This is a genomic window from Streptomyces sp. XM4193 (genome assembly GCF_023072595.1).
Lineage (GTDB): Bacteria > Actinomycetota > Actinomycetes > Streptomycetales > Streptomycetaceae > Streptomyces.
This window is the reverse complement of sequence record NZ_JALLGK010000001.1, coordinates 479339-498880: the sequence shown is the minus strand read 5'-3', so window position 1 is coordinate 498880 and position 19542 is coordinate 479339. Positions and strand designations below refer to the sequence as shown.

Sequence of the window (19542 nt, the reverse complement as noted above, 5' to 3'; positions counted from 1 at the left end):
CGTCGACACACTCACCGACCCGGCAGAGACCAACGAAGAGGTACACATATGCACGGCCACTCCGCAGTCACTCTCGCGGCCTCCGACGAGATGACGGGCGGCACCGCGCTGTTGATGGCGCTCGCCCTCGGCGTCGGCGGACTGCTCGTCATCGGCACCGGGCTGCTGCCGCAGCGCGGACTGCTCGGCAAGAACGCCTTCCTCGGCCTGCGCACCCGGCGCTCCATGGCGAGCGACGAGAACTGGGAGACCGTGCACCGAGTCGCGGCTCCCTGGCTGGTGGCGGGAGGGCTGCTCACCACGGGTGCGGGCGTCTCCGCGTTCTTCGTCTCCACCGAGTCCCAGCACAGCGCCATCACCATCACGGCGGTGTGCACCATGCTCGTGCTGCTGGGCGTCGGTTCGCTGCTCGGCCATCGAGCGCTCGGACCGGGCGACGGCCCGCACCCCGGCGTACGGCACCGCGCGGTGCTCGGCTACTGGCTATCGACGGTGGTGACCACCGTCGTCGCACTCACCCTCGCCGGCATCACCACGGAGAGCACCCCGGGTGCCGTCGCTCTGTGGTGCGCGATCGGCCTGGCGGTCGAAGCGGCCGTCTTCGCCCCCCAGTACCTCCGGGCCCGCCGATCCGCGGACTGAGCGCCGGAGTTCCGGCACGGTGCGTTCCGGCGCGGTCTCGGGCGGGCGCTCAGGCGGGGTCTCGGTGCGGCGGGTCGGGGGTGAAGCGGTCGAAGTCCGGCCGCTCCACCAACAGGCCCTCGCGTTCCAGGAGTTGGGTGGCACCGTTCGCGAACTCCGGTGTCTCGGACGCGCGTCGGAGCCAGCCGCGCGGAGTCGGATCGCTGCCGCACAGCCCGCGCAGTGCCGCGGATTCCGTCAACAGCTGGGTGAGCAGGGCGTGTTGGTCGGTCGTCGGACGCAGGCTGCCGTCGGGCCGGCCGAGCAGGCCGCGGGCGTTGACGTAGAGGTACGCCCCCTCCGGAGCCGGGCGGCTGCCGTCGGGCCGGGCGACGGGCACCGCCCCGAAGGGCAGGAACACCCGCCGGTAGTTGGGCACTTCGGTGGAGTCCACGAGCGCGAGCTGGTCCGGGTCCAGCCAGGTGAGCAGCAGCGAACCGCGGACCCCCGGTTCGAGGAAGGGCGAGGCAGCCACATAACCGACCCGGCTCACGTGGCCGGAGAGCCCGACCGCCAGCCCCTGCGCCAGGACCGGTTCCATCGGAACCGTGCGGGAGACCCCGGAGGCACGAGCGAGCTTGTGACTCAGCTGCGCCGGCGAACCGTTGGAACCCACGGCCAGCACCGGCACCCGCCCGGCCGCCACCGGGTACGAGGGGTCCAGCCGGTGCAGCAGCTCCCCGTCGAGCAGCGTCGGGGAGGTCACCGGCCGGCCGGGATAGCAGAGCGGCTCCAGCAGCGGCACGGGACCGAAGTCGCGTACGTGCACGGTTCCGGGAGGCGTCAACCGCCCCTCGGCGACGGCTCGTTCACTCACCGGGACGCTCCTTCGGGTACGGCGGCGGGGACCCCTGCGGCCGGACCGGCGGGGACTGGTCCGGCGGGGGCGGCGCGTACGGCCGGGGCGGAGGCCCCTGCGGCGCGTGCGGCGGTCGCTGCGGAGGGTGCGGAGGCGGACCGACGTGGGGAGGCGGACCGACGTACGGAGGCGGACCCGCGTGCGGAGGCGGACCCGCGTACGGAGGCGGACCCGCGTACGGAGGCGGACCGGCGTGCGGAGGCGGCGACTGCCACCCGTCGGCGACGTGAGGCGCCTGCCCCCACGAACCGGACGGGCCGACCGGACCCTGCGGACCCGGCGGACCCTGCGGACCCCACGAACCCTGCGGACCCGGCGGACCCGACGGACCCGGCGGGTGCGTGCCGGGACTGTTCGGCGGCGCGTACTGCGGGCCGTACGGCGGCGGGTACGACGAGCCGTACTGCGGGCCGTACGGGCGGGGGTGGGGCTGGGGCGGCGGCCAGGCGCCGGGGCCCGGGTGGGGCGCGTAGTAGAGCGGGCGCGGCTGGGAGGCCCTGGTCGTGTACGGGCTGCCCAACGGCCGCTGCTCCAGCAGCCGTTCGAGCAGCGCGGCCTCGCGCTCGGTGAACTCCTCGACCGCGATCAGCGCCGCACGCGAACGAAGCAGCGCCAGCGCCGTCGCGGTGTTCTGGTACTCCTCGACGATTCTCGCCGCGGCGCTGCCGCGTTCGCGGCGGGCCACGTCACGGGCCGCCCAGCGCGTGCTCATCGAACCGAGCCCGTACGCCTCCTGCGGGGTGAGCCAGCCCTGGGCCGCGTAGTGCGGCAGCACCGAACGCACCGTGCGCAGCAGCTTGTTGCGCTGTCGCACGGAGAGCCAGATCAGCCCGCCGCAGAGCGGAGCCATCAGCAGGGCGTACGCGGTCAGGAAGAGGAAACCGTTCAGCGAGGCGGTGCCGTTCCACAGCGCGTGCAGGCCGATCGCGCCGAGCAGTCCGAGCAACGGGTAGAGCACGCGCGGCAGTCGGCGGTCGGCGGCGCGGGTGGCGGCGAGACCGAAGCCGAGCCCGGCCATGATGGTGAAGAGCGGGTGGGCGAACGGCGACATCAGGATGCGCACGAAGAAGGTGGTCGCCGTCGCGGAGACGGTGTCGACGCCGTACTCCTGGTCCTCTCCGTAGGCGCTGCCGATGTAGAGGATGTTCTCGGTGAAGGCGAAGCCGGTGGCGACGACCCCGGCGACGACGATTCCCGACAGCAGGCCGGTGAACTGGCGCGGGCGGTGCAGGAAGAGCAGCAGTATGGCCGCGACCTTGGCCAGCTCCTCGGTGATCGGGGCGACGAACACAGCCCCGACGAAGTCCGCGTCGGTGTCGGGGCTGGTGATGACGGTGTTGGTCAGCCACTCGGTGGCGAAGGTGTTCGCCACCACCGCGACCAGGGTGGCCGTGCAGGCGCCCCAGGCGAAGGCAAAGGCCAGGCTCCGCCAGGGAGTCGGCTCGACCCGGTCCAGCCAGCGGAACCCGGTGATCAGCAGCGGCACCGGGACCACGGCGAGCAGCAGCCCGATCAGGAAGCCCTCGGTGCCGGTCTCGGCGCGCACGATGAGCAGGATCGCCAGCCCGCACACGGCGAGCGCGCCGCCGATCGCCGCGGCGCGCACCCGGCGGTTGTACCACCAGGCCGTCCAGCGACCGCGGCCCGCGGCCCGGTCCGGTGCGGAGGAGTCCGGCGGCTCGTCGGGCGGGCCGTCGGGCGGACCGGCCGGAGCGTGCGCGGGCAGTGGTGTCGGCGCCGCGGCGTCGGCCGCAGCGGCGTGCGGGAAACCGGGCGCTGCGGAGGACGTGGAGGAGCGCTCCCCCGGCAGTGCTGAGTCGTCGCGCACGTGATCGACCCTAAAGGAACGCGCCGTTCACGGCACCAGGGTCTCCGCCCGCGCTTCGGCGGGCTCGCCGCGTCGGTACGCCACCGCGGCCGGGCGCTACGGGCGGCGGCGGAAGAGCAGGTCGTGCACCGTGTGGCCCTTCCGGATGCCCTGCCCCTCGAAGCGGGTCTGCGGACGGTGCTCGGGACGGTCCGCGAAACCGCCGTCCTCCTGGGTGTTCTCGAAGTCGGGGTGTGCGCTCAGCACTTCGAGCATCTGCTCGGCGTACGGCTCCCAGTCGGTCGCGCAGTGCAGTACGGCGCCGGGCGCGAGCCGGGTGGCGGCGAGGTCGAGGAACGGGGTCTGTACCAGCCGGCGCTTGTTGTGCCGCTTCTTGGGCCAGGGGTCGGGGAAGTAGATCCGCAGCCCGGACAGGCTGCGCTCCGGCAGCATCTCGCGCAGCAGGATCAGCGCGTCCCCGTTGGCCACCCGTACGTTGGTCAGGCCCTGGAGGTCGGCGAGCCGCAGCAGGTTGCCCTGCCCGGGGGTGTGCACGTCCACGGCGAGCAGCCCGGTCTCCCGGTCGGCGGCGGCCATCTGCACGGTGGCCTCGCCCATCCCGAATCCGATCTCCAGCACGACCGGGGAGCCGGCGGGGAGGGTGGCGAAGAGCTCGTCGAGGTCGAGCACCCGCGAGCCGTCGATGTCGAAGCCCCAGGTCGGCCAGAGCCGCAGCAGCGCCTCTCCCTGGGCCTTGGTCACCCGGCTGCGGCGCGGCTCGAAGGTACGGATCGGACGCAGCCGTCCGGCGGCGGGGTTGGCGGCGGGCCCGGCACCGGGCTCGAACATCGGGGAAGCGGAGTTCTCGGACACAGTCACCGGATTCTACGGGCCGCGCTCGGGCGGTGTGCCGTGGACGTGCGTCTGTGCCGGCGACCCCTCGGCGAGCCCGCGCTGCACGCCTCCACGGCCCCGGATCCAACGGCCGGAATCACCGGACCACGCCCACCGGTCCGTATCCAACGGTCCGTATCCACCGGACAGCATCCACAGGCCGGTATCCACAGGACGCAACCCACAGGCCGTCATCCACAGGCCGTCCCAAGGGCCGCCCAAAGGCCGCCCACGGACCCGTCCACGGACCCGTTCCGGCACACGCACCGGGGACGCGACGGCGCTGCCCGCCGCCTCCGGTGCGGAGACGACGGGCAGCGCGGGATTCCTGCCTCGGGTCGGGCTGCCGGCTACAGCGGCTTGACCCGGATGTCGCGGTAGGAGATCACATCGGTCGTGCCGTGCACCTGGAGTCCGAGGTACCCCGAGGCGTACCGGCGACCGTCGGTGCCGGGGTCGTCGTCCCTGGCGGGGACGAAGCTCTGACCACCGCTGTTCTGGAACTCGTTGATCAGTTCGCCGTTGCGGTAGATCTCGTACTTCTGGTTCACCACCCGGACCTCGTAGTCGTTCCAGGTGCCCTTCGGCGTGACGCCCGAGCCGGCGAGGCCGACGCGGTCGAAGCCGTAGACCGAACCGGTCTTGTACATGTCGCCGGTCGGGCTGTCGTTGATCTGGATCTCGTGCCCGTACTTGATCGCGACCCACTCGGGCCGCTCCTCCTCCGGGTGGTCGTGGGGCTTGGGGAAGCGGACGAACGCACCGGCGTTGGCGTGGCCGTCGGCGGGGGCGTCGTCGCGCCACTGGAACTTCAGCGAGAAGTCGTCATAGCGGCGCTCGGTGAACCAGAGCATTCCCATGCCCTCGGTCTCCGTGCTGCTGGTGATCGACCCCTCCTCCTCGTTCAGGATGAACTCGCCGCCGCCGACCTGCTCCCACGGCGCGAGGGACTCCTCGGTGCCGTCGAAGATCTTGCGGTAGCCGTCGGTGTTGCCCGGCGTGCCGATCCCGGAGTCCTTGGCCGCCTTGCTGATGGCGTCGTGCTCGCGCTGGTCGATCACCTTCTCCTTCAGCAGCTTGTCCAGCGCCTCCTTCACGTGCTTGAGGAAGAGGGCCTGGGAGGACCAGTCCTTCTCGTCCTCGATCCGCTCGTTGATCCGGCACCGGTTGTCGGTGATGCGGTTGGGGATGCCGGTGTCGATCTCGCCGACGAAGACCGTGCCCCGCTCGTCGAACTCGGCGCAGTTGGGCGCGGGTACGCCGCCGCCGCGCGCGATGGTGAACGAGACGCTCTTGGCCTCCGAGGTGTTGCCCGCCTCGTCGGTCGCCCGGTACGCCACGGTGTGACGGCCGATGCGGTCGACGATGACCGGGTCCTTGTACTCCAGGTACGGGCCGGAGTCGAGCGAGTACTCGGTCTTGGCGACGCCCGACTCCTCGTCCTTCGCGGTGAGGTTCACCGTCGCGCTGGAGAGGTAGGCGCCGCTGGAGTTCTTCTCGCCCTCCACCTTCGCGGTCACCTCGGGCGGGGTGGTGTCCTCGGCCGGCGGCTCGACGATCGTGAACGACTCGCTGGCCTCCTCGGACTGGTTGCCCGCCTTGTCGGTCGCGCGGTAGCGCACCTTGTGGTCGCCCACCTCGTGGACCATCACCGGTGCCTCGTACCGCTGCCACTCGCCGTCGTCACCGAGCGCGTACTCGATGGTGTTGACGCCGGAGCCCTCGTCGGAGGCGGTGACCGTCACCGTCGCCATGCCGAGGTAGTTGCCGTCCTCGTCCTTCTCACCGCTGACGGTGGCCGAGGTCTCGGGCGCCTCGGTGTCGTCGGTGGGCGGCGAGACGACCTTGAGCTTCTCGCTTCCTTCCTCCGAGACGTTGCCGGCCTTGTCGGTGGCGCGGTGGCGCACGACGTGGTCGCCGATCTCGTCGATCACGAACGGGTCGGTGTACGGCTGCCATTCGCCGTCCTCGCCGAGCGCGTACTCCACCTTCTCCACGCCGGAGCCCTCGTCCGTCGCGTTGAGGGTGACGGTCGCGGAGCCGACGTAGTCGCCGGCCTCGTTCTGGGTGCCGTCGACCTTGGCCGTGACCTCGGGCGGGGTGGTGTCCTCGCCGCCGCCGTCCTCGGTGACCTCCAGCGTGCCCTGCATCTGCCCGTGGCCGGGGATCGTGCAGTAGTAGCGGTACGTGCCGGGGGTCAGGGTGACCGTGGCCGTGTGCTTGCCGCCGTTGGAGTCGCTGGGGTTGGCGAGGATGTTGAGCGAGACGTCGTTGTTGTAGTCGGAGTTGGAGGTGTCGAAGGTGAGGGTGTGCGGCATGTTTGTGGTGTTGCCGGTCGCCTCACTGTTCTCGAAGACGATCTCCGTCTCGCCCGCGACCGCGGTCGTCGGAGCCGTCTTGTAGTCGGTGACGCTGTCGTCCGCGGTCCAGGTCAGCGTCTGGAGCGCGGCCGGGCCGCCACCCTTCGGCGCGGACGGCTGCTTGGCCGCCATCGCCGCCGAGGGCACCAGTCCGACGAGCATCAGCACGGCGGCCGCCAGGGCCGTCCACAGGTGGAATCGGGGCAGCGGGCGCCGTCGCCGGCCCGCGCTGCCGGTACGTCTGGTCCGGATGCTGGGTGGACGCATCAGTCCCCCTTCCTGACGAGGTCGCCGGCGGCCGGAGTCGGCGCGCCGCCGGTGTAGGTGATCCGCCACAGCGCGGACTCCTTGTCCGAGGTGAAGAAGCCGCGGCCGTAGTCCAGGACGTACAGCGACCCGTCGGGCGCGAACTTCCAGTCCATGAGGTTGCGGATCTTGCCGTCACCGACCGGGACGATCTTCTTCAACGACTCGGCGTGCACGGGCAGTCCGCCCTTGCCGACGGTCTTGGGGTCGGTGACCACCGCGTGCCGCGGCTGGTCGGAGTCGTAGAGGTCTCCGACGAACCACTTGCCGTCCCAGTAGGCCGGCCACTTGTCGCCGCTGTTGCTGTCGGAGTCGAAGCGGTAGACCGGTCCGTTCATCGCGGCCTGGCCGCCGCCCTTGAGCCAGGGCAGCAGGAACTTCTGCTCGTCCATGTCGTAGGAGGGGACGCCGTTCTCGTCGCGCGGGAAGTCGGGGCCACCACCCTGCGGGGAGTACCAGATCGTGTTGCCGGTGACGGGCGGCAGGTTGACGAGCCCGTCGTTGTTGGGCGACTCGTTCTTCGGGGCGTCGCAGTCGTACCAGTCGCCGGGCTTCTCCGGATCGTCGGCGGCGCGGTCGCGGTAGGGCTGGTTGTTGCCCATGCAGAACGGCCAGCCGTGGTTGCCCGGCTCGGTGATCGCGGCGAAGGTGTCGTACTTGGCCGGACCCCAGGTGGTGCTCGGCTCCGGGGCGTCCGGGCCGACCCAACCGGCGTACAGCGTGTCGGTCTTGGGGTCGACGGAGATCCGGGAGGGGTTGCGCACGCCCATCACGTAGATCTCGCCCCGGGTCTTGCCGCCGCCCTCGTCGGCCTCCTCACCCGTGAAGAGGTTGCCCTCCGGGAGGGTGTACGTGCCGTCCTGCTCGGGGTGGATGCGCAGGATCTTGCCGTTGAGGTTGTTGGTGTTGCCGGAGGTGCGGCGGGCGTCGGCGAAGGAGACGCCCTTGTAGTTCGGCTCCGGGTTGTTGCCCGAGTAACCGTCGCTGAACTGCGAGGAGTTGGTGTCGCCGGTCGCGATGTAGAGGTTGTCGTCGGAGTCCCAGGCCATGCCGCCGCCGGCGTGGCAGCAGCTGTGGATCTGCACGTCCCAGTCGAGCAGGACCTTCTCCGAGGAGAGGTCGAGCTTGTTGGTCCGCGGGTCGACGGTGAAGCGCGAGACGCGGCGTTCGCCGATGCGCTTGTCGCGGTCGATCTCCGAGTGCGGCGTGTAGTGGAGGTAGATCCAGTTGTTGGAGGCGAAGCGGGGGTCGAGCGCGATGCCGAGCAACCCCTCCTCGTTCTTGGTGAGTTCGTCGCCGCCGCCCTTGTTGCCGAAGACGGTGACCGAACCGGCGAGGGAGACCTTCTCCTCCTTCGGGTCCCAGATGTGGATCTCGCCCTGGCCCTTGCCGACCTCCGGGTCCTCCCAGTCGGTCACCACGGGGGCGTCGGCTGCGGCGCCGCCGCGGCCGATGTAGAAGATCCGGCCGTCGGGAGCGGTGGCGAGACCGTGCGGCTCACCGATCTGGTCGTGCTCGCCGGGCTTGTTGGGCTGGGTCAGCCGCTTGGCCTCGTAGTTGGCGTTGACGGTGGCCTGGCAGTCGCCGCGGGCGATCCGCGTCGTCCACATCAGCGCGCCGCGCAGGTGGGTGCGGAAGTCGGCCTCGGAGTAGCTGGACTCGGTGCCGCCCATGGCGGTGTAGAACGAGCGCCCGCCCTCGTAGTCCTGGCACCAGGAGATCGGGTGGTCGGCGCCGTTGGCGTTCTCACCCGGCTTGTAGCTGTTCTCGCGGACCCGGGCGACGGTGTGCACCTCGCCGGAGGGGTTCTCCTTCCAGTTCAGCCACTTGTCGGACCGCTTCCACTCCAGCGGGAGCTCGGCGGTGGCCGGGTGGTTGCGGTCGCCGACCTCGACGGTGGCGGTCTGCGCGCTGGTGGCCGAGCCCTCGGGACGGGCGCCGATCAGCTCGCCGAACCAGTCGGAGTAGGGCTCGGTGCGGGCCGCGTCGTGGATGCCGAGGAAGCCGCCGCCGGCCTCCATGTACGCCTCCAGCCCCAACTCCTGCTCGCCGTCGAGGACATCGCCGCCACCGGTGAGGAAGACCACGGCGTTGTAGGTGCCCAGGCGGTCCTCGTCGGTGAAGACGGAGGCGTCGTCGGTGGCCTCGATCCGGAAGCGCTCCATCGCCGGGCCGGAGAGCCCGATCTTCTCGATGGCCTCGATCCCGGCGTTGACGACCGGGGACTCCTCGCTGTCCGAGCCGTGGAAGACCAGGACCGCAACATCGTCGCCGCCGGGGGGAGTTGGCAGCGACATCGTTGTCAGCCGCGAGTCCGGGGGCGGGCCCGCGTTCGCGGGCGAGCCGAGCACGCCGGTGAGCAGCGCCCCGGACAGCAGCGTCGCCGCCCAGGCTCTGACTTTGGTGCTCGACCGCATACGAGGTCGGAAGCCCGCTGAGGTGCTGGTACGTGGTCTGGGTCGTGCTCGGTCCGTGCTTCTCGCCAACCGCCAAGCCGCGCTTGGCCGTTGTCGTGGTGTCAGCCGCATTCGGTCACCCACTCCTGGTTCGCTCACGTGCGTCAGCGCGGACGAAGCTAGACCGCTTTTGCTCACTCGCCAAGAGGTATGACCGCAATTCAACGAACTTTGTCCTTACTATGGATAAACGAAGATCCTCTCGCTACGTTGTCGTCGATCCGTGGGGCGGCATGGCCCCGCCAATCTCGTGACAGCTGTCGCCCACGAGGCCAGAGGGGCGTCAACCGTGCGACGTACAACGGGAGTTCGACGGATGGGCACAGACCAGGGGCAGACCGGGGCGAACAAGTTCGGCAGGCGCGGCTTCAACCGGCGCTTCCTCTTCGGAAGCGCGGCGGCGGCCATCGGTGTGACATCGATGTCGGCCGCGGCGCCCCCGCCGAAGGCCGTGACCGCGGCCAAGGGAAAAGTCGCCAGGGCCAAGAACGAGACCCGCCGAATGAGCCTGTACATCGAGAAGTTGGACGACGGGCAGATGGGCTACGGCCTGGAGAAGGGCAAGGCGTCCATCCCCGGCCCGCTGATCGAGCTGGTCGAGGGCGACACCCTCCACATCGAGGTCGAGAACACCATGGACGTCGCGGCGAGCCTGCACGTCCACGGCGTCGACTACGAGATCACCAGCGACGGCACCCGGATGAACAACAGCCACATCGAACCGGGCGAGAAGCGCACCTACACCTGGCGCACCCACAAGCCGGGCGAGCGCGCGGACGGAACCTGGCGCGAGGGCAGCGCCGGCTACTGGAACTACCACGACCACGTCGTCGGCACCGACCACGGCACCGGCGGCATCCGCAACGGCCTCTACGGCCCGCTCGTCGTCCGCCGCGAGGGCGATCCGCTGCCCGACAAGACCTTCACCGTCGTCTTCAACGACATGCTCACCAACAACAAGAAGCAGGCCCCCGACTTCGAGGCGACCGTCGGCGAGCGGCTGGAGATCGTCTCCATCACGCACAGCGAGCTCTACCACACCTTCCATGTTCACGGTCACCGCTGGGCCGACAACCGCACCGGCATCCTGAACGGGCCCGACGACCCCAGCCGCATCATCGACACCAAGATCTGCGGGCCGGCCGAGTCCTTCGGCTTCCAGATCCTCGCCGGCGAAGGCGTCGGCGCGGGGGCGTGGATGTACCACTGCCACGTGCAGAGCCACTCCGACATGGGGATGGCGGGACATCTGCTGATCGCCAAGGAGGACGGCACGATCCCGGGCTGGGACCCGGACAACCCCGACCACCCGCACGGCGCCGGCGCGAAGAAGGAACAGGGCGGCACGGACAAGGCGTCGTCGGACAAGGCAACCGGCGGGTCCTCGGACGACGGCGGACACGCGCACATGCACCACTGAGCCCCGCGCCCGGACGCCCGCGGGACGGACACCGGCGGACGGGCGGGCGTAGGCGGCACGGGCGGGCGTCGCCGGAACGGGCCGCGGGTGCCGTGCGTACCAGAACGGGCCGTGCGACCCGGAACGGGCCGTGCGTACCGCCCGCGCGTCGCGGCGGCCCGGGCGGACAGCGGGCGGGACGCTCGGGGCGGCGCCTCCGGGCGGCGCCTCGGGGCGGCCTCGGGACGCCCGCCGGCCGGTGCGTCGTACCGCGCGCACGACCGGAAGCCGGGCCGGACGCGGGTCAACACACCCACGGGCCGGGGGCGTTGACCCCGGCCCGTGGAGTCCGGCCCGTGACGCCCGCGCGGTGACATCTGCCCCGTGGCTCCCGACGCGTGGCTCCCGCCGCGAGCCGCCCGCGTGGCTCCCGACCCGACGCGAGCCTGCTCACGGTCGGCGTGGTCGGCGTCGGGTCACAGCTGCGCGAGCGCCCGCTCGGCGACCGCCCGCCCGATCGGCAGCGAGGCGGTCGCCGCGGGCGAGGGGGCGTTGAGCACATGCACGGTGTGCGGACCCTCCTCGATGAGGAAGTCGTCCACCAGCGTCCCGTCCCGCAGCACCGCCTGTGCCCGCACCCCGGCGGGAGCGGGCCGCAGATCCGCCTCGGTCACCTCGGGCAGCAGCCTGCGCACCGCTTCGGTGAACGCCCGCCGCGACAGCGAACGTCTCAACTCCCCCGCGCCGTACCGCCAGTGCCGCCGGGCAAGCCGCCACATGCCGGGCCAGCGCAGGCTCTCCGCGAGGTCGGACGCGCTCGCCGTGCGCCGGTCGTACCCCTCGCGGGCCAGTGCGGGCACGGCGTTCGGCCCGAGGTGCACCCGGCCGTCGATGCCGCGGGTGAGGTGCACACCGAGGAAGGGGAACGCGGGGTCCGGCACCGGGTAGACCAGCCCGCGCACCAGCTCCGCCCGCTCCTCGCTCAGATGGTGGTACTCGCCGCGGAACGGCACGATCCGCGCGCTCGGCTCGTCCCCGGCGAGGGCGGCGATCCGGTCGCAGCTCAGCCCCGCGCAGTTCACCAGGGCGCGGCCGCGCAGCACCGCGCCGGCGCCGTCGTCCTTCCCGCCGGGCGGGGCCGTGCGCACCGCGACCCCGACACCCTCGCGGCGGTCGATCTCCCGCACCTCGGCCCCGTACCGGATCCGGGCGCCGCCGGCTCCGGCAGACCGCGCCAACTCCTCTGCCACCGCGCCGAAGTCGCAGATGCCGGTGGAGGCCACCTCGATGGCCGCGAGCCCGGTGACGTGCGGCTCCCGCTCGCGTATCTGCGCGGGCCCGAGCTCCCGCACCGGGATGCCGTTCTCCCGGCCGCGCTGGGCGAGCGCGTGCAGCCGGGGCAGCTCGGCGCGGTCGGTCGCCACGACGAGCTTGCCGGTGACCTCGTGCGGGATGCCGCGCTCCGCGCAGAACCCGACCATCTCCCGCGCGCCGCGCACCGCGAACCGCGCCTTGAGCGAGCCGGGACGGTAGTAGACCCCGCTGTGGATCACTCCGCTGTTGCGACCGGTCTGGTGCCGGGCGGGGCCGGCCTCCTTCTCCAGCACCGTCACCCGCAGCCCGGGCCGCGCCCGGACCAGGGCGTACGCCGTGGCCAGCCCGACGATGCCGGCGCCGACCACCAGCACATCCGCGTCGTACGCGGACGCGGGCCGCCCGGCAGCCCCGGCACTCGCCGGAACGCCGCTCCGTGCTTCTGCGCTCATCCGTCCTGCCGCCACACGTCCATCATGGCCGCCGCCACTGACATCGACTCCGTCGCCCCCGCACGCCCGCCCCCGCACGCCGTCCCGCCGCGCCCGTCCCGCGGGCCGGCGAGTCCGGGGCTCGACAGGCGCGGGGTCGGCGAGTCCGGGGTCGGCCGGCGGGTCAGGCCGAGGTGGCCAGCAGTGGGCGGGCCTGCTCGCGCAACTCCATCACCTGCGGGTTGTCGCCGTAGGGCTCCAGCCGCTGAAGCAGATCGCGCACGTACTCCCTGGTCCGGGCGGACGAGATCTTTCCGGCCACCTCCAGCGCACGCGCACCCGCCGCGCACGCCGCGTCCAGATCGCCGGACTCCAGCTCCGCCACCGCCGACACCACCAGCCGCAGCCCGTGGGAACGCACGTACTCCTCCGTCGGCCGGGAGAGCGCCTGCTGGGTGAAGCGCAGCATCTGGCGCGGCGCCTTCAGATCGCGGTAGCACTCGGCCGCGTCGGCGGCCAGCCGGTCGTAGGAGTAGAAGTCCAGCCAGGGCGGGTCCGGGTCGCCGGGACGGGCGCGCTCCAGCCAGCTCTCCGCGGCCGACAGCGCGGCGCCGCAGGAACCCGCGTCGTCCGCTCTGGCATGGGCGCGTGCTTCCACCAGATGGAAGAAGCTCCGCACCCGGGCCGAGGCCACGCGGCGGTTGCGCTCGATCGCCGCCTGCGCCAGGTCCACGCCCTCGTCGGCGAATCCGCGGTAGGTCGCCTGGAGCGACATGGAGGCGAGCACGTAACCGCCGAGCGGCACGTCGGCCGCCGCCCGGGACAGACGCAGCGCCTGGATGTAGTACCGCTGGGCGGCCTCCTGCTGGCCGGTGTCGAAGGCCATCCAGCCGGCCAGCCTGGTGAGTTCGGCGGAGGCGCCGAAGAGCCCGCGGCCGACCTCGTCGCTGTAGGCGCCGAGCAGCAGCGGGGTGGCGTCCACCCGGAGGCACTCGGGCACCATCGACGAACGCCAGTCGCCACCGCCGTACTTGGAGTCCCAGCGCCTGGCCTCCTGGGCCGCCTCGCGGAGCTTGGCCACATCGCTGTGCCCCACCCGGAGCGTGCCGCGCTCCGCGCTCCGGCGACGCTCGCGACCCCCTCGGGGGTACGGCGCGTTCTCGCCGTTCTGCGAGGGCGGGCCGCCGTTCTGCGCACCGCGGGGGGCGGGCACGTCCGCCTCGGGGCCGTCCGCGCTCGGCGTCCTCGCCGCCGGACCGGAGTCCTCCGCGCCCTGCTTCGGCTCCTCGCGCGCCACCGAGCTGTCGACCGGGCTGATCAACCAGCGCGAGGTCGGCGTCGCGTAGGCGCTCACCGAGAACGAGCCGGCCAGCGACTGCCACACACCGCCGCTGCTGCTGCGCCGCCCGGCGAGGTCGAGACGGTAGAGGTCGGTCGCCGAACGCACGGCCTCCCCCACGTCGCGCGGGAAGCCCAGGCCGATCTCCGGCGCCGGGTCGGCGTCGGCCAGGCCGATCTCGTGCAGCGGCACGGGCCGGCCCAGCTTGCTGCCGATGGCGGCGGCGATCAGATGGGGAGCCGCTCCCTGCGGCACCATCCCCTTCGACACCCACCGCGCCACGGACGTCTTGTCGTAGCGGAGAGTCAGCCCGCGCTGAGCTCCCAAATCGTTGACACGCCGGGCGAGTCCGGCGTTGCTGATACCCGCGAGGGCGAGGACGGCACCGAGCTTCTCGTTCGGCCCGCGCTTCTCATGCGGCCCGCGTGGCTCCCTGGACATGCGCACCCCTGACACACACCGACGGCCGCCCCGCAGCGTCCTTTGGAAAATGCTCGGGGCATTCGTGAACTCAGCGTAGTTCGCCGGATCCCGACCGTTAAGGGGCTGGTCGTCGGTTGGCGGGATTCATGCCCGTACGCATGTGCGGAGCGGAGGTGTCGGCGGTGGCCCCGCGCGTCACGCTCATATCGCCTGCGCCGTAAGGGAGTTGGCAGCTCGGCGACGGTTTCCGGCCTGCTCGCCACCGGTGGGTGCGGCGGGGTGTGCGCCCCCGGCACCGGCGTGCAGCCGTGTGCACCGGCGCTGGACGGATGTGCACCCAGCGTGTGGCCGTGCGCCTGCCCGTGCGCTCTGTTTCGGCTGGACAGGAGGGGCTTCGATGGTTGTGCGTGGGTCAGCCCGTCGCGTGGCACGGCGGGCTGGGGGAAATGCCACTGCCCCACATCCCCGCGGGCAGTGGACAGGGTCCGGGAGGTGGCTGTGCCTCCCGGACTTTGCAGGGGCCCACGCGGACGACCACGAGTCGGAGTGCCGCCGCGACCCGGCCTGCGTACCGTCACCGCAGGTCAACCGACTGCCCGGCGGGGCAGTCGCGGAGCGGCCACCGGCCCGCGGCCGTCGCCGGGCGCCCCCTGCGGCGCCCGCTCCGAGGGGCGCGCCGAGTCGTACGGGGCGGGGGGCGACTCGGCCTGCCCCGCGGTGCGCCCCGCACAGAGCCCGGTCCGCGTACGGACGTGAAGACGCCCTGTACCGTCCTTACGCGGACCGTTCAACTCCCGTCGGGGCAGGGGCGGACGGCCCTGCCCAGCGCCTCTTCGTCACCCTGCGTCGCAGGGGGCGCGAACGCCCCGGACGTCCCCCCGCCGAGTCGAACTTGTCCATGCAACTTGGCTGAATATCACTGTTTGATCGTGGGTCACATTCCGGTCATCCCGCGCCCTCCGCCCCGTGCGGCCCGGACGCCGAACGTCCCGCCCCTCCGGGCAGACCGGGGCAGCAGCGCCCGACCCGGCGCCCGCGACCCCCGCGTGCCCGGCGCGGGAGCCCGTGACCGACCAGGCCCGTCCGCCCCTCCGCAGCCCGGGGTTCGCACGTGCCGCCGAACGAATCGCGCGGGTGGCGGTGTTGACGGCGCGCGGCCGAAGGCACCGCCCCGCGACGACGCCGACGGAAGGCGGAGCTGCCGGAAGGCGGAGCTGCCGGTCGACGACCGGTCGCGCGGTGAACACTCCGGGCGCCGGTGAACGCGCTGGCGCCGGTGAACGCGCGGACGCCGAGAGGGAAGTGGAAGCGGCCCTTCCCCGATTCGGGGCGCATGCAACGATGGTTGGCCGCTTGGATGACGACAAGTTGATTGAGTCGGTGCGTTTATGAGTTTCCAGCAACCGCCGCCCAACGGCCCCAACGGGCCTCACGGCGGCCCGCCCCAGGGCCCACCGCAGGGCCCACCCCCCGGCCAGCCGGGTCAGTCGGGGTACGGCGGCCAGCCGGGTCAGCCGGGGTACGGGCAGCAACCGCCGCCCGCGCAGGGGCAGTTCGGCGGTCCGCCGCAGGGCGCTCCGTACGGCGCGCAGCCTCCCTCGCCGTACGCCAGCCAGCCCGGCGGCGCCGGCGGACAGTACGGCCAACCCGGCCAACCCGGCCAACCCGGCCAACCCGGCCAGCCCGGCCAGCCCGGCCAGCCGGGACCGTACGGCGCGTACGGGCAGCCCGGGCAGGTGCCGCCGCCACCGCCGGGCGGCGGGGGCAAGGGCAGAACGATCGGCATCGTCGCCGCCGCGGTGCTGGCGCTCGCACTCGTCGTCGGCGGTGTCTTCTTCGTCGTCAGCGGCGACGACGGTGACGGCAAGGACGGCGACACCGCCAAGGGCGGCAGCAGCGCAGACAACGACCGGGGCGGCGACTCCGACGACAAGGGCGGCGCCGACCAGGGCGGCGACCCGCTCTCGTACGGCCTGACCAAGCCGGGTTCGCTGCTGGACGGCCGGTACAAGCACTCCGACACCCCGCGGCAGGACGGCGGTCCGGCCAACCCGCAGCTCGCCGACGACGGTAAGACCGTCGCCGCGACCTACGAGGACTCGGACGAGATCGAGCTCGCGTTCGTCGGCGTCGAGGGCCGGATCAAGGACGTCGAGGGCAGCGTGGACACCCTTGCCTCGTCCCTGTCCCAGTACGGCGCCGCCAAAGAGCAGTCCCCGGACGGCTTCGACGGCGACGCCATGAAGTGCGGTCGCGGCGGCGACTCCGACAGCACGGCGACCTACTGCGTCTGGGGCGACGCCGGGACGCTCGTACTGGTCGTGTGGGAGGACAAGAGCGGCTCGGAGGCACCCTCGGTGGCGGAGTTCGCCGACACCACGGTGAAGGTGCGCCAGGAGATCCGGGTCAAGAAGTGACCCGCCGCGGCGGGCACGTTCGCCGTGCCCGCCGGTCGCACACCCGCCCGGCCGCCCACCGACCCGCCGCGCGCCCTCCCGACCGCGCGTCCACCGGACCTCCCGGCCGCCGGCCCTCCCGACCGAGCGGAGAAAACGGGCTGCCGGGCGTACGGGGGCTCGGGTAGCGTGCGGCACATGTCGAGCCCCGAGTCGGACAGAGCGGGGGCTTTCGGTCACGCCGTCAGCCCCCAGCACCCCTGAGCCCCGAGCCACCGGTCCCGGCCACCGGCCCCGGCGACCGGCCCGAGCCACCGGCCCCTCGGCTCAACGCCCGGGCCCCGCACGGCCGTTGAGCCGGGGACGCGGCGACCGGCAGGCGTCGGCGACCGCACGGACCGTACCCGCGTCCGCGCGTCGCCGCGGACGTCCGCGCGTCGCCACGGACGTCCGCGCCGCAGAAGGCGCGCCGGCCGTCGGGCCCGCTCCGCGAGGCTGCCCTCGCCGCACTGCGCGGCGAGTCGGCCCGCTCGTGTGCACGGACTGACAGCGGTGACGAGAAGACCCCCCTCTCTCCCGTCTTCCCGTGTCTCGTACACCTCGGAGCACTCGATGCCGCTTCCGCTCCATCTCCTCGCCGTGGCCGTCTTCGCCATGGGCACCTCGGAGTTCATGCTCGCCGGCCTGCTGCCGGACATCGCCGCCGATCTCGGCACCACCGTCGGCAGCGCCGGCGCACTCACCTCGGCCTTCGCGGTCGGCATGCTTCTCGGCGCACCGCTGGTCGCCGCACTCGCCCGCAACTGGCCGCGCCGAGCCTGCCTGTTCGGCTTCACCCTCCTCTTCGCCGTCGTGCACGTCGTGGGCGCGCTCACCTCCGACTTCGCCGTACTGCTCGCCACCCGGGTGATCGCCGCGCTGGCGAACGCCGGGTTCCTCGCGGTCGCGCTCACCACCGCCACGGGCCTGGTCGCCCCCGACCGCAAGGGCCGGGCGCTCGCCGTGCTGCTCTCCGGTACGACCGCGGCGACCGTCGCCGGCGTGCCCGGCGGAGCGGCACTGGGCGCCTGGATCGACTGGCGGGCGCCGTTCTGGGCGGTCGCGCTGCTCTGCCTCCCCGCGGCGCTCGGCATCCTGCGGGGCGTCCCGGCCTCGAACGCACGTGAACGCGGCGGCCACCGGCCCGAGTTGGGCGCGGAGCTGGCGGTGCTGCGCCGGGGCCGGCCCGTACTGGTGATGCTGCTCGGCGCGGTGGTGAACGCGGCGACGTTCGGCAGCTTCACCTTCCTCGCCCCCGTCGTGACCGACACCGCGGACCTGGGCGAACCGTGGGTCCCGGTCGTTCTGGTGCTCTTCGGCGCCGGCTCCTTTCTCGGCGTCAACGTCGCCGGGCGGTACTCCGACCGACGCCCGTGGCAGCTCTTCGCCGTCGCCGGTCCGCTGCTGGTGGTCGGCTGGTCGGCCCTGGCGGTGCTCGCCGACCGTCCCGCCGCCCTCTGCGTCCTGGTCCTCGCGCTCGGCGCGCTCTCCTTCGCGCTCGGCAGTACGTTGATCGCCCGGGTCCTCCACGAGGCCGCGGACGCGCCGACCATGGCCGGCTCCTACGCCACCGTCGCGCTCAACGCGGGCGCCGCCGCGGGCCCTCTCCTCGCCGCCGCGACGCTCCGCACGGAGGCCGGGGGCCCGGGACCGATGTGGCTGAGCGCCGCGCTGGTGGCGCTCGCGTCCCTCACCGCACTCGCCTTCCGTCCGCTGCTCACCGCCGAGCCCGCACCCGCGGCCCCGCACTGAACCCGCCCGCACCCGGCGGGAGTTCGGCCACCGCGCGGCAGCGCCCTGCACCACCCGCCACTGCCCGCCCCCGCACCGGCGGGTGGGAACGTACGCGCAGGTTTGGCGACGGATCGTCATACCTGAGAGCGAATCAGGACAACACGGCGATTGCCGGTGCGGGCGGCGGGCAGCTTGGTGGCGCGACGTCGCACCACCCGCCGGGGAGGCGGGCCGAACGGCCAACCTCCCCGCGGATCAGCCGAGTTGTTCTGGAGGACCCCTATGGCACGTACCCGTACCGCCCGTGTGATCGCCGCGGTGGCCGCAGTGCCGCTGGCCGCGGCGATGTTCACAGGAGTGGCGCACGCCGACAACGGCGCCATCGCGGCGGACGACTCCCAGGCCACCGTCGTCAGCACCTCCGGCAGCGGACTCGGTGACGACAGCGCGGGCAACGCCATCACCAACCAGCAGCTCGCCACCGCTCCCGGTGCCGTCAACGCCGCCAATAACCAGGCCAACAGCGCCAATGTGAGCGGCCCGGGCGTCACGGTCATCGACCAGGACAACACCACCATCGTGTTCAGTCCGCTCTGGTGAGTCGAGCGGCGTCCGCCCCCGGGGCGGCGGACGCCGGGGAAGGGTCACACCGGGTGGCCGCGTCCAGCAGGACGCGGCCACCCGGTCGCGTTCCCGGCCCGGGGCACAGCCGCGTTCCCGACCCGCCGCACTCCCGCCCGCCCCGCCCGGGGCGGGCCCGCGCGTCACCCGCCGCGTCCGTCCGGTCGCAGTCGGCAGCCGTCGTCCGGTACGCTCCCCGACGGCGCCCGGTCGGCCGCAACTCGGCCGCGACGGCCCCGCAACGCCGATCGCCGGAGTCCGGCGCGTACAGCGTCCGCAGTTCCCGTGCGCCCCACCCGCCACGGCAGCACCAAGGCGCGCGGGCCGCCCCGGCGGCCCGGCCGACCGGCAACCCTGATACGCCCCTGACGAGCCCTGACTTCGGTATTGGTGCTTATCCCCCTGAGGGAGGTGGGAGGGGTACACGTCGTACAACCTGAGGCGGAGACCGTTCGGGACTTCCGGGCGATCCCCTGGTGGGGG

General features: G+C 72.7%; 12 protein-coding genes. 5 read left to right on the top strand and 7 right to left on the bottom strand.

Annotation, left to right across the window (positions count from 1 at the left end; all coding sequences use genetic code 11):
* The first annotated feature begins 48 nt into the window (after positions 1–48).
* Complete coding sequence (locus MTQ01_RS02045) at positions 49–642, top strand: SdpI family protein (RefSeq protein ID WP_247486554.1); 594 nt, start codon at positions 49–51, stop codon at positions 640–642.
* 49 nt (positions 643–691) lie between these two features.
* Here the strand turns inward: MTQ01_RS02045 and MTQ01_RS02040 are convergent, their stop codons facing one another.
* The 5 genes from MTQ01_RS02040 to MTQ01_RS02020 form a co-directional block, all read right to left on the bottom strand.
* A complete protein-coding gene (locus tag MTQ01_RS02040) occupies positions 692–1498 on the bottom strand; it encodes a hypothetical protein (RefSeq protein ID WP_247486553.1) in 807 nt (268 codons plus the stop codon).
* On the bottom strand, positions 1491–3368 hold the full coding sequence (locus tag MTQ01_RS24795) for a PrsW family glutamic-type intramembrane protease (protein WP_308294345.1): 1878 nt from the start codon (positions 3366–3368) through the stop codon (positions 1491–1493). Before MTQ01_RS24795 ends, MTQ01_RS02040 begins: the two co-directional genes overlap by 8 nt.
* Before the next feature lie 96 nt (positions 3369–3464).
* Positions 3465–4196: a tRNA (guanosine(46)-N7)-methyltransferase TrmB gene (trmB, locus tag MTQ01_RS02030; RefSeq protein WP_247487652.1), complete on the bottom strand. Its 732-nt coding sequence runs from the start codon at positions 4194–4196 to the stop codon at positions 3465–3467.
* A 395-nt stretch (positions 4197–4591) separates the two neighbouring features.
* Positions 4592–6868: an OmpL47-type beta-barrel domain-containing protein gene (locus MTQ01_RS02025; RefSeq protein WP_374207568.1), complete on the bottom strand. Its 2277-nt coding sequence runs from the start codon at positions 6866–6868 to the stop codon at positions 4592–4594.
* A complete protein-coding gene (locus MTQ01_RS02020) occupies positions 6868–9324 on the bottom strand; it encodes a ThuA domain-containing protein (RefSeq protein ID WP_247486552.1) in 2457 nt (818 codons plus the stop codon). Before MTQ01_RS02020 ends, MTQ01_RS02025 begins: the two co-directional genes overlap by 1 nt.
* A 355-nt stretch (positions 9325–9679) precedes the next feature.
* Here MTQ01_RS02020 and MTQ01_RS02015 point away from each other — a divergent pair, with 355 nt between their 5' ends.
* Positions 9680–10783 (top strand): multicopper oxidase domain-containing protein, encoded by a 1104-nt coding sequence (locus MTQ01_RS02015; RefSeq protein ID WP_247486551.1) that lies wholly within the window; start codon positions 9680–9682, stop codon positions 10781–10783.
* Positions 10784–11238: 455 nt separating this feature from the next.
* Here the strand turns inward: MTQ01_RS02015 and lhgO are convergent, their stop codons facing one another.
* Positions 11239–12528, bottom strand: coding sequence for an L-2-hydroxyglutarate oxidase (lhgO, locus tag MTQ01_RS02010; protein ID WP_247486550.1), 1290 nt, complete (start codon positions 12526–12528; stop codon positions 11239–11241).
* Between the two features lie 163 nt (positions 12529–12691).
* Positions 12692–14287 carry a sporulation protein gene (locus MTQ01_RS02005; RefSeq protein WP_247486549.1) on the bottom strand — a complete coding sequence of 532 codons (1596 nt, stop codon included), beginning with the start codon at positions 14285–14287 and terminating at the stop codon, positions 12692–12694.
* A 1370-nt stretch (positions 14288–15657) separates the two neighbouring features.
* Here MTQ01_RS02005 and MTQ01_RS02000 point away from each other — a divergent pair.
* From MTQ01_RS02000 to MTQ01_RS01990, 3 genes are all read left to right on the top strand, one after another.
* Positions 15658–16686 carry a hypothetical protein gene (locus MTQ01_RS02000; RefSeq protein WP_247486548.1) on the top strand — a complete coding sequence of 343 codons (1029 nt, stop codon included), beginning with the start codon at positions 15658–15660 and terminating at the stop codon, positions 16684–16686.
* 591 nt (positions 16687–17277) lie between these two features.
* A complete protein-coding gene (locus MTQ01_RS01995) occupies positions 17278–18456 on the top strand; it encodes a Cmx/CmrA family chloramphenicol efflux MFS transporter (RefSeq protein WP_247486547.1) in 1179 nt (392 codons plus the stop codon).
* Between the two features lie 264 nt (positions 18457–18720).
* The gene (locus MTQ01_RS01990) at positions 18721–19038 is read left to right on the top strand and encodes a hypothetical protein (protein ID WP_247486546.1); all 318 of its coding nucleotides are present in this window, start codon (positions 18721–18723) and stop codon (positions 19036–19038) included.
* Positions 19039–19542: the final 504 nt, after the last annotated feature.

What these genes read in the sequence shown, in the direction of transcription:
- MTQ01_RS02020 (WP_247486552.1), bottom strand. Translation starts at nt 9,324, where the DNA reads ATGCGGTCGAGCACCAAAGTCAGAGCCTGGGCGGCGACGCTGCTGTCC.
- MTQ01_RS01990 (WP_247486546.1), top strand. Translation starts at nt 18,721, where the DNA reads ATGGCACGTACCCGTACCGCCCGTGTGATCGCCGCGGTGGCCGCAGTG.
- MTQ01_RS02045 (WP_247486554.1), top strand. Translation starts at nt 49, where the DNA reads ATGCACGGCCACTCCGCAGTCACTCTCGCGGCCTCCGACGAGATGACG.
- lhgO (WP_247486550.1), bottom strand. Translation starts at nt 12,528, where the DNA reads ATGAGCGCAGAAGCACGGAGCGGCGTTCCGGCGAGTGCCGGGGCTGCC.
- MTQ01_RS02015 (WP_247486551.1), top strand. Translation starts at nt 9,680, where the DNA reads ATGGGCACAGACCAGGGGCAGACCGGGGCGAACAAGTTCGGCAGGCGC.
- MTQ01_RS01995 (WP_247486547.1), top strand. Translation starts at nt 17,278, where the DNA reads ATGCCGCTTCCGCTCCATCTCCTCGCCGTGGCCGTCTTCGCCATGGGC.
- trmB (WP_247487652.1), bottom strand. Translation starts at nt 4,196, where the DNA reads ATGTTCGAGCCCGGTGCCGGGCCCGCCGCCAACCCCGCCGCCGGACGG.
- MTQ01_RS02000 (WP_247486548.1), top strand. Translation starts at nt 15,658, where the DNA reads ATGAGTTTCCAGCAACCGCCGCCCAACGGCCCCAACGGGCCTCACGGC.
- MTQ01_RS02005 (WP_247486549.1), bottom strand. Translation starts at nt 14,287, where the DNA reads ATGTCCAGGGAGCCACGCGGGCCGCATGAGAAGCGCGGGCCGAACGAG.
- MTQ01_RS02025 (WP_374207568.1), bottom strand. Translation starts at nt 6,868, where the DNA reads ATGCGTCCACCCAGCATCCGGACCAGACGTACCGGCAGCGCGGGCCGG.